11 protein-coding genes are annotated in these 17,755 nt (G+C 61.8%); 7 read left to right on the top strand and 4 right to left on the bottom strand.

Going from position 1 to position 17,755, the window contains the following annotated elements; genetic code table 11:
- Positions 1-88 precede the first annotated feature (88 nt).
- Positions 89-8,416, bottom strand: coding sequence for a VaFE repeat-containing surface-anchored protein (locus LH390_RS01120; protein ID WP_227337382.1), 8,328 nt, complete (start codon positions 8,414-8,416; stop codon positions 89-91).
- 811 nt (positions 8,417-9,227) lie between these two features.
- On the opposite strand from LH390_RS01120, the gene LH390_RS01115 reads away from it, so the two are divergent.
- From LH390_RS01115 to LH390_RS01095, 5 genes are all read left to right on the top strand, one after another.
- Complete coding sequence (locus tag LH390_RS01115; protein WP_227280998.1) at positions 9,228-10,496, top strand: hypothetical protein; 1,269 nt, start codon at positions 9,228-9,230, stop codon at positions 10,494-10,496.
- An 11-nt stretch (positions 10,497-10,507) separates the two neighbouring features.
- Positions 10,508-11,344, top strand: coding sequence for a glycosyltransferase (locus LH390_RS01110; RefSeq protein ID WP_227280999.1), 837 nt, complete (start codon positions 10,508-10,510; stop codon positions 11,342-11,344).
- Positions 11,345-11,351: 7 nt separating this feature from the next.
- Positions 11,352-12,101 carry a glycosyltransferase family 2 protein gene (locus tag LH390_RS01105; RefSeq protein ID WP_227281000.1) on the top strand — a complete coding sequence of 250 codons (750 nt, stop codon included), beginning with the start codon at positions 11,352-11,354 and terminating at the stop codon, positions 12,099-12,101.
- Positions 12,098-12,457 carry a DUF2304 domain-containing protein gene (locus tag LH390_RS01100; protein ID WP_227281001.1) on the top strand — a complete coding sequence of 120 codons (360 nt, stop codon included), beginning with the start codon at positions 12,098-12,100 and terminating at the stop codon, positions 12,455-12,457. Before LH390_RS01105 ends, LH390_RS01100 begins: the two co-directional genes overlap by 4 nt.
- A 71-nt stretch (positions 12,458-12,528) precedes the next feature.
- Positions 12,529-13,833, top strand: coding sequence for a DsbA family protein (locus LH390_RS01095; RefSeq protein WP_227281002.1), 1,305 nt, complete (start codon positions 12,529-12,531; stop codon positions 13,831-13,833).
- Between the two features lie 41 nt (positions 13,834-13,874).
- On the opposite strand, the gene LH390_RS01090 is transcribed toward LH390_RS01095, so the two are convergent.
- From LH390_RS01090 to LH390_RS01080, 3 genes are read right to left on the bottom strand one after another with little or no spacing between them, the layout of a single operon-like run.
- Entirely contained in the window at positions 13,875-14,819 is a 945-nt protein-coding gene (locus tag LH390_RS01090) for an NAD-dependent epimerase/dehydratase family protein (protein ID WP_227281003.1), read from the bottom strand.
- Positions 14,820-14,858: 39 nt separating this feature from the next.
- Positions 14,859-15,479 carry an MBL fold metallo-hydrolase gene (locus LH390_RS01085; RefSeq protein ID WP_227281004.1) on the bottom strand — a complete coding sequence of 207 codons (621 nt, stop codon included), beginning with the start codon at positions 15,477-15,479 and terminating at the stop codon, positions 14,859-14,861.
- Positions 15,479-16,573, bottom strand: coding sequence for an S-(hydroxymethyl)mycothiol dehydrogenase (locus LH390_RS01080; protein ID WP_227281005.1), 1,095 nt, complete (start codon positions 16,571-16,573; stop codon positions 15,479-15,481). The genes LH390_RS01085 and LH390_RS01080 overlap by 1 nt, the downstream gene beginning before the upstream one ends.
- A 203-nt stretch (positions 16,574-16,776) precedes the next feature.
- Between LH390_RS01080 and LH390_RS01075 the strand changes: the two genes are divergently transcribed.
- Both LH390_RS01075 and LH390_RS01070 read left to right on the top strand, forming a co-directional pair.
- On the top strand, positions 16,777-17,112 hold the full coding sequence (locus LH390_RS01075; protein WP_227281006.1) for a PadR family transcriptional regulator: 336 nt from the start codon (positions 16,777-16,779) through the stop codon (positions 17,110-17,112).
- Positions 17,109-17,705, top strand: a complete 597-nt coding sequence (locus LH390_RS01070; protein ID WP_227281007.1) for a DUF5808 domain-containing protein — start codon at positions 17,109-17,111, stop codon at positions 17,703-17,705. The genes LH390_RS01075 and LH390_RS01070 overlap by 4 nt, the downstream gene beginning before the upstream one ends.
- Positions 17,706-17,755: the final 50 nt, after the last annotated feature.

Raw genomic sequence — 17,755 nt, 5'->3', positions numbered from 1 at the left:
GCCCAAGGCGGTGAAACACTCACCACCCCAGGCGCCCCAGGCCCCGAACTACCAGGACCTTACTGCCAACACGTAGCACCTAGCCAAACTAGATAGCTACCTCCATACCCGGCACCCACTGCAGGGAACCAGAAGGCACAGACTTAATCGGACGACGCTCAGCCTTCGGCTCAGAAGGCTTACCATTATCCGGCTTCTTGTTGACGACCACATTGACATTCTTGTCCTTCGGCGTCTCCTTCGGACCCGGCTTCAACGCATCCTTAGCAGTCACCGTCTGCGCAGCATCATTGATGTCATGGTGGATAGCCACCACATTGCCATCACGATCCCGCAGCGTCTCAAAGACAACCTGCTCAGCACAATCACCATCAGTGACCTCAATGGTCAGATTGACCGAACCATCCTCCTTGAACGGAACGAACGTCACAGTACCGGTCGCACCAGTGGACTTACCACCAGCCTTGCACATCAACTCACCATTAAGGACGTACTTCTTGCCCGGCACCAGGTTGGTAAACGTCACCGTATCAACAACCTTGGCACCCTTAGCCAGAACACCATCACCCTCAATATGAGCAGACGTAGAGATCTTCGGCGTCTTCTTAGAAGGCTCCTCCGAACCCGGCTTACCCGGAACACCCGGCTTACCCGGCGTGGTGGACTCACCACCACCAGGCTTACCCGGCTCATCCGGCGTAGTGGACTCATCACTGACACCCGGAGTCGTCGACTCAGACGGCTCGCACTCCTCAGTCGTCGTACCCTCACCAGGCTCACCCGGCTTACCAGGCGTGGTGGACTCACCCTCACCCGGCTCACCCGGCTTACCCGGAGTAGTCGACTCAGTAGCACACTCATCCGGCGTCGTGGACTCAACCGGCGACTCAGGCGTGGTCGACTCACCAGAAACACCAGGCGTGGTCTCCTCCTCCGTCTTCGACGGGGCAGGACCAGGCTCCTCGGTGCCCGGAGTCGTCGACGCAGCCGGCGACTCAGGCGTCGTGGACTCCGTCGGACGCTTGGAAATCACCGTCTGGTTGTCATCATTGATGTCCTTGTGCTCAGCAATAACAGTGTCCTCCGTGTTACCCGGAGTCTCATTGCCCTGCTTATCCACAACCTTCGAGGTCAAAGTCTCGAACGCAACCGCAGCCTCAACAGGCTCAGTCACAGACTCATCAACCGTGATCGTGACATCAACATCACCATCAGCACTACCCGGGGTAAAGGTCACAGAACCGGTACCCAGAACCTTCGACGCATCAGTCTTATCCACCAGCTGCGCGTTCAAGGTGTACTCCTTGCCGCCAACCAAACCGGTGTACTCAACGTTGTCGATGATCGTAGCGCCAGCAACAACCTCAGTCTTGGAATCCTTAGCAAACTCAGCACGGGTACCAATCTTCGGCTCCGCCTTCGGCTTGTCCGGAGTCGTCGACTCAGACGGCTCGCACTCCTCAGTCGTCGTACCCTCGCCGGGCTCACCCGGCTTACCAGGCGTGGTGGATTCACCCTCACCCGGCTTACCCGGAGTAGTCGACTCACCCTCACCCGGTTCGCCAGGCTTACCAGGCGTGGTGGACTCAGTAGCACACTCATCAGGCGTCGTGGACTCAACCGGCGACTCAGGCGTCGTCGACTCACCAGAAACACCAGGCGTGGTCTCCTCCTCCGTCACCGACGGCGGCGGAACAACCCCACCTTCCTCAGGAGTCGTCGACGCAGCCGGCGACTCCGGCGTGGTGGACTCAACCGGCGACTCAGGCGAAGTCTCCTCCGGCGTGGTGGACTCAACCGGCGACTCAGGTGAAGTTTCCTCCGGCGTCGTGGACTCAGTCGGGGACTCTTCCGTCGTCGCCTCCGGAGTCGTCGACTCCGTCGGACGCTTGGAAATCACCGTCTGGTTCGGGTCATCGATGTCGTGGTGCTTAGCGATCTCCTGATCCTTATCACCCTCAACATCATTGCCGTCCTTATCCACAACCTTCGACGTCAGAGTCTCGAACGCAACCGCAGCCTCAACAGGCTCAGTCACAGACTCATCAACCGTGATCGTGACATCAACATCACCATCAGCACTACCCGGGGTAAAGGTCACAGAACCGGTACCCAGAACCTTCGACGCATCAGTCTTATCCACCAGCTGCGCGTTCAAGGTGTACTCCTTGCCGCCAACCAAACCGGTGTACTCAACGTTGTCGATGATCGTAGCGCCAGCAACAACCTCAGTCTTGGAATCCTTAGCAAAATCAGCACGGGTACCAATCTTCGGCTCCGCCTTCGGCTTGTCCGGAGTCGTCGACTCAGACGGCTCGCACTCCTCAGTCGTCGTACCCTCGCCAGGCTCACCCGGCTTACCAGGCGTGGTGGATTCACCCTCACCCGGCTTACCCGGAGTAGTCGACTCACCCTCACCCGGCTCGCCAGGCTTACCAGGCGTGGTGGACTCAGTAGCACACTCATCAGGCGTCGTGGACTCAACCGGCGACTCAGGCGTCGTCGACTCAGTCGGCTCATCAGAAATCTCAGGCGTGGTCTCCTCCTCCGTCACCGACGGCGGCGGAACAACCCCACCATCCTCAGGAGTCGTCGACTCAGTCGGAGTCTCTTCCGTCGTCGCCTCCGGAGTCGTCGACTCCGTGGGCTCAGGCTTGGTCACCGAAACGATCTGATCCTCATCATTCGGATCCTTGTGCTCAGCAACAGTCTTCGGCTCCTCATTACCCGGAGTCTCATTACCCTGCTTATCCACAACCTTCGACGTCAACGTCTCGAAGACAACAGCCGACTCGCCAGCCTTCACAGACTTAGCACCAGACACCTTCAGAACAATCGAACCAGAAACGGAACCATCCGCATTCTCAACCCGATCCTTCAACTCAGCATCCGTGAAGGTCACAGAACCCTCACCCAGCTTCTTACCATCCTCAGCCTTCGACATCAGCTCACCAGCAAGCGCGTACTCCTTGCCAGGAACAATATTGCTCACAGAAACCTTGTCGTAGACAAAGTCAGACGGAGCCTCACCCTCAGCAGTCTTCTGCGTCAGGCCCTCATCGAAGAACGCCTCAGTCTTAATCTTCGGCTCAAACGCATTCGGCTTCTTACCAACCGAAACGATCTGATCCTCATCATTCGGATCCTTGTGCTCAGCAACAGTCTTCGGCTCCTCATTACCCGGAGTCTCATTACCCTGCTTATCCACAACCTTCGACGTCAACGTCTCGAAGACAACAGCCGACTCGCCAGCCTTCACAGACTTAGCACCAGACACCTTCAGAACAATCGAACCAGAAACGGAACCATCCGCATTCTCAACCCGATCCTTCAACTCAGCATCCGTGAAGGTCACAGAACCCTCACCCAGCTTCTTACCATCCTCAGCCTTCGACATCAGCTCACCAGCAAGCGCGTACTCCTTGCCAGGAACAATATTGCTCACAGAAACCTTGTCGTAGACAAAGTCAGACGGAGCCTCACCCTCAGCAGTCTTCTGCGTCAGGCCCTCATCGAAGAACGCCTCAGTCTTAATCTTCGGCTCAAACGCATTCGGCTTCTTACCAACCGAAACGATCTGATCCTCATCATTCGGATCCTTGTGCTCAGCAACAGTCTTCGGCTCCTCATTACCCGGAGTCTCATTACCCTGCTTATCCACAACCTTCGACGTCAACGTCTCGAAGACAACAGCCGACTCGCCAGCCTTCACAGACTTAGCACCAGACACCTTCAGAACAATCGAACCAGAAACGGAACCATCCGCATTCTCAACCCGATCCTTCAACTCAGCATCCGTGAAGGTCACAGAACCCTCACCCAGCTTCTTACCATCCTCAGCCTTCGACATCAGCTCACCAGCAAGCGCGTACTCCTTGCCAGGAACAATATTGCTCACAGAAACCTTGTCGTAGACAAAGTCAGACGGAGCCTCACCCTCAGCAGTCTTCTGCGTCAGGCCCTCATCGAAGAACGCCTCAGTCTTAATCTTCGGCTCAAACGCATTCGGCTTCTTACCAACCGAAACGATCTGATCCTCATCATTCGGATCCTTGTGCTCAGCAACAGTCTTCGGCTCCTCATTACCCGGAGTCTCATTACCCTGCTTATCCACAACCTTCGACGTCAACGTCTCGAAGACAACAGCCGACTCGCCAGCCTTCACAGACTTAGCACCAGACACCTTCAGAACAATCGAACCAGAAACGGAACCATCCGCATTCTCAACCCGATCCTTCAACTCAGCATCCGTGAAGGTCACAGAACCCTCACCCAGCTTCTTACCATCCTCAGCCTTCGACATCAGCTCACCAGCAAGCGCGTACTCCTTGCCAGGAACAATATTGCTCACAGAAACCTTGTCGTAGACAAAGTCAGACGGAGCCTCACCCTCAGCAGTCTTCTGCGTCAGGCCCTCATCGAAGAACGCCTCAGTCTTAATCTTCGGCTCAAACGCATTCGGCTTCTTACCAACCGAAACGATCTGATCCTCATCATTCGGATCCTTGTGCTCAGCAACAGTCTTCGGCTCCTCATTACCCGGAGTCTCATTACCCTGCTTATCCACAACCTTCGACGTCAACGTCTCGAAGACAACAGCCGACTCGCCAGCCTTCACAGACTTAGCACCAGACACCTTCAGAACAATCGAACCAGAAACGGAACCATCCGCATTCTCAACCCGATCCTTCAACTCAGCATCCGTGAAGGTCACAGAACCCTCACCCAGCTTCTTACCATCCTCAGCCTTCGACATCAGCTCACCAGCAAGCGCGTACTCCTTGCCAGGAACAATATTGCTCACAGAAACCTTGTCGTAGACAAAGTCAGACGGAGCCTCACCCTCAGCAGTCTTCTGCGTCAGGCCCTCATCGAAGAACGCCTCAGTCTTAATCTTCGGCTCAAACGCATTCGGCTTCTTACCAACCGAAACGATCTGATCCTCATCATTCGGATCCTTGTGCTCAGCAACAGTCTTCGGCTCCTCATTACCCGGAGTCTCATTACCCTGCTTATCCACAACCTTCGACGTCAACGTCTCGAAGACAACAGCCGACTCGCCAGCCTTCACAGACTTAGCACCAGACACCTTCAGAACAATCGAACCAGAAACGGAACCATCCGCATTCTCAACCCGATCCTTCAACTCAGCATCCGTGAAGGTCACAGAACCCTCACCCAGCTTCTTACCATCCTCAGCCTTCGACATCAGCTCACCAGCAAGCGCGTACTCCTTGCCAGGAACAATATTGCTCACAGAAACCTTGTCGTAGACAAAGTCAGACGGAGCCTCACCCTCAGCAGTCTTCTGCGTCAGGCCCTCATCGAAGAACGCCTCAGTCTTAATCTTCGGCTCAAACGCATTCGGCTTCTTCGTCACCGTGACAGTCTGAGCTGCATCCTCAATGTTCTCGTGCTTGGCGATCTCCTGCTCTTCGCCACCTTCGACATCATTGCCAGCCTTATCAACAACAGTCGACGTCAGCTTCTCGAAGGCAACAGCAGACTCACCAGCCTTGACCTTGTCAGCACCAGGAATCTCAAGAACCAGGTAACCGGAAACGGAACCATCCTTCTCATTGGTCACCGAATCCTCAAGCTCAGCACTGGTGAACTCACGAGAAGCCGTAGCACCCTCGATCGCACCACCATCGCCACCATCAGCGTTCTTCTTATGAAGCACACCGGTCAGCTTGTAGGTCTTGTCCTTAGCAATGTTCTCGATCTTGACCCGGTCGAAGACGCTAGCCTTACCGGTCTCGCCCTCAACATTAGAGACACGCTCGTCACCGAACTTGCCATTCTCCCACGAAGCCTCAGTACCGATCTTCGGCACAAACGCATTCGGGGCCTTGGTCACAGAAACAGTCTGATCCTCATCAGTGATGTCGTGGTGCTTAGCGATCTCCTGATCCTTACCACCCTCAACATCATTGCCTTCCTTATCCACAACCGCAGAGGTCAAGGTCTCGAAGACAACACCAGACTCACCAGCGTTGATCTTAGAACCGCCAGGAACCTCGATGACGATGTAACCAGAGTAGGAACCATCCTTATTCTGCTCACCATCAAGATCCGCAGAAGTAAAGGTCTTCGGCTCAGAGGTGCCAATGACACCACCATCAGTACCGTCGGCGTTCTTCTTGTGAAGCTCACCGATCAGCTTGTATTCCTTGTCAGGTGCAATGTTTTCAACATAGACGTTGTCGTAGACAACATCCTTGCCGGTCGCACCCTCAACATTGGCCACACGACCATCACCGAAACGGCCATTCTCCCACGAAGCTTCGGTACCAATCCGAGGCTCGAAGGCATTACGCGGCTTCGTCACAGTGACAGTCTGGGAAGCGTCGCCAATATTCTCGTGCTTGGCGATCTCCTGCTCCTGGCCGCCTTCAATGTCATTGCCAGCCTTATCAACAACAGTCGACGTCAGCTTCTCAAAGACAACAGCGGACTCACCAGCGTTGACCTTGTCACCGCCAGGAATCTCAAGAACCAGGTATCCAGAGTAGGAACCCTCAGTCTTGTTCTCACGGGAGTCCACAAGATCGGTGTGGGTGAACTCACGGGACGCCGTAGCCCCCTCGATCGCGCCACCATCAGTACCATCAGCGTTCTTCTTGTGAAGCACACCGGTCAGCTTGTAGGTCTTGTCCTTAGCAATGTTGTCGATCTTGACACGGTCGTACACCGTGGCACTACCGGTCTCGCCTTCCATGCTGGCCACACGGTCGTTGCCGAACTTGCCCTGCTCCCACGAAGCTTCAGTGCCAATGTTGGGAACAAACGCGTTGTTCTTCTTGGTCACCGTCACAGTCTGAGCAGCATCGCCAATGTTCTCGTGCTTGGCGATCTCCTGATCCTTATCACCCTCGACATCGTTGCCTTCCTTATCGACAACCTTCGACGTCAAAGTCTCAAAGACAACAGCAGACTCGCCAGCGTTGACCTTGTCACCACCAGGAATCTCAAGAACCAGGTAACCGGAAACGGAACCATCCTTCTCGTTGGTCACCGCATCCTCAAGCTCAGCACTGGTGAACTCACGGGAAGCCGTAGCCCCATCGATCGCGCCACCATCGCCGCCCTCGGCGTTCTTCTTATGAAGAACACCGGTCAGTTTGTAGGTCTTGTCGGGCGCAATGTTGTCAATCTTGACACGGTCGAAGACCGTAGTCTTTCCGGTCTTGCCCTCAACACTGGGGACACGATCGTTGCCGAACTTGCCGTTCTCCCACGAAGCAACCGTGCCAATCGCAGGCTTGAAGGCGTTAACCTTCTTCTCCGTGGTCACAGTTTGAGCATCGTCGTTAATGTCCTCGTGCTTGGCGATCTCCCGGACTGCACCATCCGTGGTGGGAGCACCATCCTTATCCACAGCAGTTGAGGTAAGAGTCTCAAAGACAACGGCCGATTCCACAGCCGTGGTCACATCATCCTTGACAGGAATATCAACCATAACCTCACCGTCGGTGTTCGTCGCCGGCGTCTTGAAGGTCTTAGTTGCCTCGCCGAGAACGCGGGAGGCGTCCTTCTTGTCGACGAGCTTCGCGTTCAGCGTGTATTCCTTGCCGACCGCCAGGTTCTTGTAGGACACGGTATCGGTAATAACCGCGCCAGCCTTAACCTGGTGGTTCTCGCCCTTGAAGGCAGCCTTGGTACCGATCTCCGGTCCGATCTTCAGACCGGGCTGATCGATCGTGATCAGGCGCTGCGCCTCCGAAGGCCTGACCTTGTCCAGTCGGTATTCCGTGGGCGAAATAATGGTGAGGTACTCATCGGGCGCAGCCTCAGGGATAGGCGGGTTAGCCTTTCCAGTGTGCTCGAGGAAGTACTGACTATCCTCGCCCTTAGCCACCTTGTAGCCGGTAAGTTGCTCGAACTCAGCATTGTTCAGGTTCCAGCCATATTGGCGGACACCATTGTAGGTGTACTGCAACACCTGCTTGTTCGTCTCATAGAACGAAGCCGAAACCAACTGCAGGGACCGGGCCAGCTTAGACGCGCGCTCCGTATCTCCACGCTTCTGGGCCTTCTTAAGCTCCTTGACCAGGTGGATCATCACATTACGGCGATCCTTGTCCTGGTTAAGATCAACGCCCCGAGCAGTTTCCTGCTTATCGCCATAGTTGAATACTTGGGCAATTTCCCTTGTATACAACGGCTTGACATGGGTCAACCGAACCGGGCCGGTGTACTTTATATTCTTCGGCGCCTTGGTTGGATTATGGATACCAAAGTCGATGCACCAACCATAACCCTGCTTGCCGTCACGTGTGGCCACGAGTTGGCCTTCCAGCTGACCTTGCGCATTAGGTTTGGCCGGTGCCCCCTCCGGGGTAATGGCGGTCCATCCGGTTACCGCTTCCCCGTAGCCGTTGGTCTCATCCGCCTTGGCAGTCGGTGGGTGCACCACTACTGCCGTAGCAAAGATGACAGCCAAGGCCCCGAGGAACGCGTATAACCGAACGGTTAGCGCCTTCCTGTTCCTGCCTATCATATATTTTCCTATCTTGCTGTACACGGCCTGTTTTTCGGTCGGTGCAACCGGAAAACAGGCAGCGTAATTGTGGCTGATTGCCATCAAGGTTGAATTTTTGGGACTCCACCCCCCTTCAACCTGCAAGGTGGAGGGGGCAAAGCAGTCTCCGGCCAGGCTAGACCTAGCTGCGCCATATGTTACCGGACCGCGCGGCGCATGCAAGGCCACCCCTCACCCTCCCCGGATCGGCGACGGTCTGCATGTCGGAGGCCTTATCGGAGGTAGCATCACGCCTGTAAGGACGCACTCCAACGCCCGCAACGCTAGCGGTACACAATGCATCGCGCCCGCTACATCAGCGATGCATGAACTATACCTTTTAGGTGGCGTCTCCGGGCGTATCCGTGCAGCTTGGGGGCCTGAGATACTTCATTGGGCAAAACCGCTCCACCCAAATCATGCATCTAGGATCCAACTATGCGAGTTTTTTTAACTTTGCTTAAGGTTGCTGGCGTCCACTCAGGCTAGGTATGGCGCGTAAGTTATTTCTGCTAAATCTCAGGACTATGATTTGCGTCATACAACCCGCACGCCGTAGCGTTCCCACCCCCGCACCGCGCGACAGCAACCCCCCATCGCCCCCTCAGGGCCGCAGATAGGCGCCTGATTGCTAAGCTTGCGTGCCAGTCGCTCTACCGCGTCTCCCGCTCTTTCCTCTATATATAAGGCCCGGTTCCCTCTCGTGCGCTCCCTTAGCCTTGCCACTATCTTTGCCGCCCTGGCCGGCTTTGTGGTCATGTACGTCGGTGTCAACTCGCTTGGTGCCCAGGACCAGGCCACGTCTTTCCAGACTTACTGGGCCTTGTTCTTCGCGTGCACGGGGTTTATTGATGGCATCATGCAGGAGACCACTCGCGCCGTCGCTGCGGGGCGGTCCCATGAGCATGCGGGGTCCACGCACGCGCCGTGGCGCCTGGGCGCCGCGGTGGCGGTTGCCGCGGCGGTGCTGGCGATTGTTACTGCTCCGCTGTGGCGGGGTTACACGGAGCTGCCGCACCTGGGCACGGGGGTGAGTCTGCTCGCCGCGGGTTTGGCGTCGTATGCCTTCCAGGCGGTGGTCTCCGGGCTGCTCTCGGGTTTGCAGTTGTGGGGAAGCTATGCGCGTCTGATGGCTCTTGACTCTGGTGTGCGCCTGGTCTTGGTGGTCATCGCTTTTGCTGCCGGCTGGGGGCTGGATGCCTTCCTGGTGGTGACGGTGATTGGGGCGGCGAGTTGGCTGGTCATGTTGGCTGCGGATGCGCGGGTGCGCGCGGCGGTGGGGGCCGGCATTGATGTGGAGATGGGCACGTTTGTACGCCGGGCGGGGTCGGCGATGGCGGCGTCGGGGGCGTCGGCAATTGTGATTACCGGGATTCCGCTGCTGATTAATGGGGCGTTTCCCACGGCGGGTTCGGCGGTGACTGTGGCGGGGATTATTAATGCGGTAACGCTGACGCGCGCGCCTGTGCTCGTGCCGCTGCAGCGCTTCCAGTCCGCGCTCATCGTGCGGTTCGTGCAGGCCCGCTCGGCGTGGTCGTCACTGGCGCTGCCCGTGGCCGCGGTGCTGGGTGTGGGTGTGGTCGGCGCGGCGGCCGCGTGGGCGCTCGGGCCGTGGATCCTGCGCACTTTCTACCGGGCAGACCTCTTTGTGCCCGGCCATCTGCTCGCCGCGCTGACGTTCGACGCCGCCTGCACCGGCGTGGTCATGGTCACCGGCGCGGCGGTGGTTGCGGCGAAGGCCCACCGCGCCTACGTGGGCGGGTGGCTCGCCGCCGCGGTGGTGGCGTGGGCCGTGCTCAACACCCCGCTGGCACTCGAACCGGCGGTGTGCCTGGCGCTGCTCGTCGGGCCGCTAGCGGGAGCCGCGGTGCACACGGTGGCGTTTGCGCAGGCGGCGCGCTCCGGAAAGGTGCGTGGGGGCGCGGGCACGGGGGGCGTCGATAAGCATGGCGCACCTGAGGGGCTGCACTAAGATACGGTGCCATGGCAACCCTGGGGGTCCTGGTGACCGTTTACCACCGCATCGAGCCGGATCAGCTGCGCGCCTGCCTGGCGTCCCTGCGCGACCAGACCCGCCCCGCTGACCGCACCGTCATCGTCGCCGACGGGCCGCTGACCCCGCAGCTGGAGGAGGTCATCGCCGAGCACGCCGCCGCGGACGCCCACACGCAGCTCATCCGGCTGCCCCACAACCAGGGGGCCGGGCCCGCCGCCGCAGCCGGCATGGAGGCCATTGACCAGGAGTTTGTCGCCCGCCTCGACGCCGATGACATCGCCGCGCCCACCCGCTTTGCCCAGCAGCTGGACTACTTTGCCGCGCACCCGGACACGGACATCCTGGGCACCGCGCTCGCCGAGTTCCACACCGACCCCACCCAGGTCACCGCTTATCGACGCCTCCCGGAACAGCACCGCGACATCGCACGGTACGCACGCTGGAACTCGCCGATCAACAACCCGTCCGTGATGATGCGCACCGACGCCGTGCGCCGCGCCGGCGGCTACCGCGACGTCCACCACATGGAAGACTATGACCTCTTCGCCCGCGCCCTGGCCACCGGCGCCCACCTGCACAACCTGCCCGAGGCGCTGACCTACTTCCGCGTCGACGACGCCCAGTTTGACCGCCGCACCGGGCGCGACATGCTCGCCGCCGAGGCGCGCATGCAATCCAACCTGGTGTCCTACGGGATGATCGGCAAACCCCGCGCGGCCCTCAACTTCCTGGTCCGCACCGCCTACCGGCTGCTGCCGCGGCGCGCATTACGTCGCGCTTATTCATGTCTTTTCCACCGCTCACACCCCCACCCGCTAGCATGAGTGCATAATGAACGCCGATTTCCGCCCCGCAGCCACCCCCGGGGACTCCACCGCTACCCCAGCAGCAACCTGGGATGACACCTGGCTGGTGGTGCCCTGCTACAACGAAGGCACCGTCATCGGGGACGTCATCACCCAGGCACGGGCCACCTTCCCCAACATCGTTGCCGTCAACGACGGCTCCGCCGACAACTCCGCCGCCGCCATCCACGCCGCCGGCGCCCACCTGGTCAACCACCCCGTCAACCTGGGCCAAGGCGCCGCCATCCAAACCGGCGTGGAATACGCCCGCGCCCAGCCCGGCGCCCGCTACTTTGTCACCTTCGACGCCGACGGCCAACACCAAGTCGCCGACGTCATCCGCATGGTCAACCGGCTGCGCACCGAGCCCCTGGACATCGTGGTGGGCACCCGCTTCGGCCGGCCCAAAACCGAAGACGACCAGGTACCCCTGCTCAAAAGGATCGTGCTCAAAACGGTCGTGGCGCTCTCCCCGCGCACCCGCCGCCTCGGGCTGACTGACGCCCACAACGGCCTACGCGCCTTCAACCGCACCGTCGCAGACTCCCTCAACCTCCGCATGAACGGCATGTCCCACGCCTCCGAATTTGTGGCACTCATGGACACCTGCGGCTGGCGCGTCGGAGAAGAACCCGTAGAAATCCTCTACACCGAATACTCCATGAGCAAAGGCCAGTCCCTCTTCAACGGCGTGAACATCCTGGCTGACGAACTACTGAGCAAGAGGCTGCCATGAGCTCCATCATCCAAACCCTACTGCTGCTAGCCACCATCGCCCTGGTCTGGTACTTCATCAGCCACCGGCGCAAAGCCCGCGCCAAAGCCAGCGTCAAACTGCTGTTCCTGGTGTTCATCCTCGTGTGCATCTGGGCCGTGCTGCGCCCCGACGACCTCACCGTCCTAGCCAACGCGCTCGGCGTTGACCGCGGCACCGACCTGCTGCTCTACGGGCTCGTCGTCGCCTTCATGTTCACCACCATGTCCACCTACGTGCGCTTCCGGGAACAAGAACTGCGCTACGCCCGGCTCGCCCGCGCCGTGGCCCTCCAAAACGCAATCCCGCCGGAAAACACCACCCAGGCGGGCCGCTAGCCGCGCCGCCACGCCGCGTGGTTAGACTCGGGGACGACCATAGCCGCGACACCCGATCCGGAGGGATCCCCATGTCTGATAGCACCCCCGACCAGCCCAACGAACCGGAAAAGAAGACCGGCAGCTCCTCCCGCCTCCAGCGCACCCCAGACACGCCGGAGGCCCCGAAGGTAGCGGACTCCACGGATTCGCCTCAGGTGTCTGAGACCCCGGAGGCGTCTGAGGTCTCGAAGGCTTCGCAGGCCGCGGAGCCCAGCGCAGACGCGAAGGCCGTCGCCGGCGACCAAGGAGCCAACGCCGCGCAGGTCGCCGGCGCCCACGAGGATCTGACCCCCGCCGCCCAGGACACGGACCTGTCCGACAACGCCGGCCGGTCCACCGAGGCGCCCACCGAGGCCCCCGCCGAGGCACCCACCGTCGAGGCTCCGGCCGTCACCGGGCAGGCCGCCCCGGAGGCTGACCCTGCTGCTGATCCGGCTCCTGACTCCCCCGCCGCCGCAGAGGCCGGCGCGCGCAAGACCAACAAGATCGCCCCCATCGTCGCAGGCGGGCTGGTACTCATCCTGGCTGCTGGCATCGGCGGCTACTTCCTGGGCCAAAATAGCGGGCACAAGCAGCAGATCGCCCAGGATGCCGCCTCCCAGGTCGGCGCGGTGCGCATGCTCCACGAGCCCAATGACATGCACCGCCGCCTCGACGGCGACCCGCTGGCGATTGGTGAGAAGGACGCCCCCGTGGTCATCTCCTACTTCTCTGACCTGGAATGCCCGGTGTGCGCCAAGTTTGACACGGACGTCGAGCCGAAGATCATCGAGGACTATGTCAACGCCGGGAAGGTGCGCCTGGAGTGGAATGACATGCCCATTGTCAACGAGTCCTCCGCACTCGGTGTGCAGGCGGGGCGCGCCGCCGCCGCCCAGGGCAAGTTCTGGGAGTTCAAGAACGCCGTCTACCACGGCGAAGGCGCTTCCGGGCACCCCAAGAATGACATTGACAAGTATGTGGCGTTTGCCAAGGACGCCGGGGTGAGCGACCTGGACCGCTTCCGCAAGGAGATTGAAGACGGCACCTACGCCTCCGTGGCCACCAACGCCCTGATCTACGGCTCGGCGTTCGGCATCTCCGGCACGCCAACCTTCATTATCAACGGCACCTTCCTGCCGAACCTGCCCGACTATGACACCTTCAAGGACCTCATCGAGCAGGGCCTGCGCGGCGAGACTCCGAAGCTGCCGGAGGCCCCGGCGGCCAAGGACAAGGCAGCAGACAAGGCCGCTGACAAGCCTGCCGAGAAGCCGGCTGACAAGCCCGCCGGCGAGCAGCACGAGGCCCCCGCGCCCGCCGCGGATGCGCCCGCCCCGGCCGAGCAGCAGTAAGCCCGAGCAGCAGTAAGCCCGAGCGGCGCCCTGCCCCCCTGCTAGAGCCCCCGGAAGTACTCCACGGTGCGGGCCACGCCCTCGGCGATGCTGACCTGCGGGCGCCAGCCCAGCACCTCCTCGGCGCGAGCGTAGGACAGGGCGGAACGGGGGACGTCGCCAAGCCGGGCGGGGGCGTACTCGGGGCCATCGGGCGCGCCGGCCGCCTGCGCGACCAGGGTGTGCAGCTGCCTGTCTGAGGTTTCCACCGCGGTGCCGATGTTGAAGCGCTGCCCGCCGCCCGCGTTTCCGCCGGCAAGCGCGAACGCGCGGACCACGTCGCCCACGTAGACGTAGTCGCGGGTGTTGCCCCCATCGCCGAAGACCTTGGTGGGCTGGCCGTGGAGCAGCCGCTCAGAGAAGATGGCCACCACGCCGGCCTCCCCGTGGGGGTTTTGGCGCGGCCCGTAGACGTTGGCCGGGGCGATGTGGGTGCAGTCCAGCCCGTAGAGGTGGCGGAAGGTGTTTAGGTAGACTTCGCCGGCGTATTTGCTGGCCGCATATGGGGAGTGGGGGTCTACGGGGGTGGTTTCGGCGACGGGGAAGTCGGTGGGTTCGCCGTAGATGGAGCCCCCCGAGGAGGTGTGGACGATTTTGCGCACTCCGGTGCGGCGGGCGGCGTCGGCAAGCCGGATGGTGGGCAGGATGTTGGTTTGCGCGTCAAAGACGGGGTCGGCCACGGAGTGGCGCACGTCAATCTGGGCGGCCAGGTGGAAGATGACTTCCGGGCGGTGCTGTTCGCACAGGTCCACCATCGCCTGCGTGTCCAGTTCCCGCAGGTCCGCTTCCACGAAGGTCAACGCCCCGGTGGTGCGGGCCTGTTGGAGGTTGTCCAGGCGGCCGCTGGAGAGGTCGTCCACCACGGTGACCTGGTGGCCCTGCGTGATGAGCAGGTCAGTCAACGTCGATCCGATGAACCCGGCACCGCCGGTTACCAGTGTGCGCATGTGTGACAGCTTAGCGGGACACGGGGCCGGTGTTTGCCCTTAGTACCCCCGGCGGATCCACTCCTCCAGGTGTGGGGCCTCCGCCCCGACGGTGGTGTGGTCGCCGTGCCCGGTGCGCACGATTGTTTCTGCGGGCAGGTCCAGCAGGCGGGTGCGCAGCGAATCGATGATCGTGTCAAAGGAGGAGTAGCTGCGCCCCGTCGCCCCGGGCCCGCCCTGGAAGAGGGTGTCGCCGGAGAACAGTTCGCCGGCTTCCGGCAGGTAGAGGCAGCAGGATCCGGGCGAGTGGCCGGGGGTGTTGAGCACCCGCAGGTCCGCGCCGTCGATGTGGAAGAGCTGCCCGTCGGCGAGGTCTTCGTGGGGGACCTCCGGGAGGGTGTCGCGCCACAGCATGTCGTCGCCGGGGTGGAGGTAGATGGGGGCGTCGACACGCGTGGACAGTTCGGCGGCGACGTTGATGTGGTCATTGTGCCCGTGGGTGCACAGGATGCCTTTGACGGTGCGGCCGGCGACCGCGTCGACGATGGGGTCGGCGTCGTGGGCGGCGTCGATGACGTAGACCTCCCGGTCGTTGCCGAGGATCCAGATGTTGTTGTCTACTTCCCACTGCCCGCCGTCAAGGGCGAAGATGCCGTGGGTGACTACGTGATCGATGCGCATTAGAGCACCACCACGCTGCGCAGCACCTCGCCGGCCTTCATGGTGGCAAAGGCCCGTTCCACCTCGCCGAGGCCGATGCGCTCAGAGACGAAGCGATCCAGCGGGAACCGGCCCTCCAGGTGCAGGTCTACCAGCGCCGGGAAGTCTCGCTCCGGCAGGCAGTCGCCGTACCATGCCGGGCGCAGCGAGCCGCCGCGCGAGTAGAAATCGATGGCCGGAATGTCGATGTGATCCGTCAGGTTGGGCACCCCCACCATGACCATCCGGCCCGCCAGGTCGCGCGAGTAGAACGCCTGGCGCCACGTCGGCTGGATGCCCACCGCATCGATGGTGACATCCGGGCCGAAGCCGTCGGTCAGCTCGCGGACCTGGTCGATGACCTCCTGTTCGCTCAAGTCCTTCGAGTCGATCGTGTGCGTCGCCCCCAGCTCGCGCGCCCACTCCAGCTTCCGCTTATCGACGTCCACCGCGATAATGCGGGTGGCATTGTTCAGGTGCGCACCCGCCACCGCAGCACCGCCCACGCCGCCGCAGCCGAACACCGCCACGGACTCGCCGCGCTTGATGCCCGCGGTGTTGACGGCCGCGCCCAGGCCCGCCATGATCCCGCAGCCGAGCAGGCCCGCCGCGGCCGGGTCTTCCTGCGGGTTGACCTTGGTGCACTGGCCCTCGTGGACGAGCGTCTTTTCGGCGAAGGCCCCGATGCCCAGCGCCGGGGTCAGCTCCGTGCCGTCCTCCAGGGTCATTGCGGCGCTCGCGTTGAAGGTGGCAAAGCAGTACTGCGGCTCCCCGCGGCGGCACGCCCGGCACTCGCCGCACACGGCGCGCCAATTGAGCACCACAAAGTCGCCTTCGGCCACGTGGGTGACCCGCTCGCCCACCGTCTCCACGATGCCGGCGGCCTCGTGGCCGAGCAGGAAGGGGTAGGCGTCCTCGATGTCGCCGTCGCGGTAGGCCAGATCCGTGTGGCACACCCCGCACGCCTGGATGCGCACGATGACGTCGCGCGGGCCGGGATCCGGGATGACCACGGGCACCTGCTCGACCTCGGCGCCCTTGGAGCGGGCGATGATTCCGGTCACGGTCTCAGACATGGGTGGGGGCTCCTTTGGTGTGGGTTGGGGGGTGTTGTTCCTCTTCCCGCGAGCCTAACTGGATTGTCAATAACATGCTGTTATTGAAAATGGGGTTCAGTAGGGGGTGGGAGGTGCGCGCGGCGGCAGCGCCCCAGCCCCCTGCCCCCACTCCCCGCCCCCACTCCCCCTCCGGCTGGGCAATACCGGGTACTATGTATTGCATGGTTGCTCGATCGGAGTCCCAACTGCGCAAGGGCGCACTCGAACTGATCACCCTTGGCCTTCTAGCCCAATCCCCCTCCTACGGCGGCCAGCTCCTCGAACGCCTACGAATCGACACCGGCCTTGAAGTCACCCAAGGCACCGTCTATCCCCTGCTCAACCGCCTCCGCACGGCCGGCCTGCTCCACACCAGCTGGGAAGAATCCCCGGCCGGGCCGCCCCGAAAGGTCTACGAGCTCAGCCCCGCTGGGCGTACCCGGCTCATCCACCTGACTACCGAATGGGAGCGGCTGTCCGCAGCCGTCACCCACGCACTGAAAGGACCACAACAATGACATCGCGCAACTTCCAGCCAGAAAACCCCTCCTGGTTTGTCCCCCGCACCTACGGCATCGGCTGGGACCTCAATTTCGGCGCCGTGGCAGTCAAACTGGGGCTCATCCGCCCCGACGATTCCCTCCCGGACCTGGAGGCCTACATCCCGGAATCCACCCGGAAGGTAGTGCGCTGGAGCCCGTGGGCCGCCACGGCCGCGGCCGCTGCGACGTCGGCGCTGCTGGCCCGCCACCCGCGGGCCGCCACCCAGTGGACCCTGGGCGGACGGGCCAAGAAGTACGCATCCGGGCGGGTGGCGGCAGCCACGTGGCTGGGCGTGAGTGCCGTGGCGGCCGTGCCCTCGGCGGTGGTGGCGCGCCGCAGTGAGCCCGGCGCGCAGGTCACCGCCGCAGCCACCACCCTGGGGCTGGACACCCTGGTGATTCTGTCCGCCCTGGCCGCGCTGCGCGACGCCGCCTCCCCCGGCCGCCGCCAGCCGGTGGCCGCCGCGGCCCCCGCGCTCGCCCTGCTGGTCACCGGCGGGGTGTTCGTGGGCACCGTGCGACGCGCCCTGGAGGGGGTCAGCCGCTCCCTGCGCAGCCAGCGGGCGTGAGGACGCGCAACAAAAAAGACCGGCGGCGGGCGCAGCGCTACCGGTCGTGG

Source organism: Corynebacterium uberis, assembly GCF_020616335.1.
In the GTDB taxonomy this organism is placed as follows: Bacteria; Actinomycetota; Actinomycetes; order Mycobacteriales; family Mycobacteriaceae; genus Corynebacterium; species Corynebacterium uberis.
The sequence above is the reverse complement of the archived record's forward strand: the minus strand, read 5'-3'. Positions and strand labels throughout refer to the sequence as shown.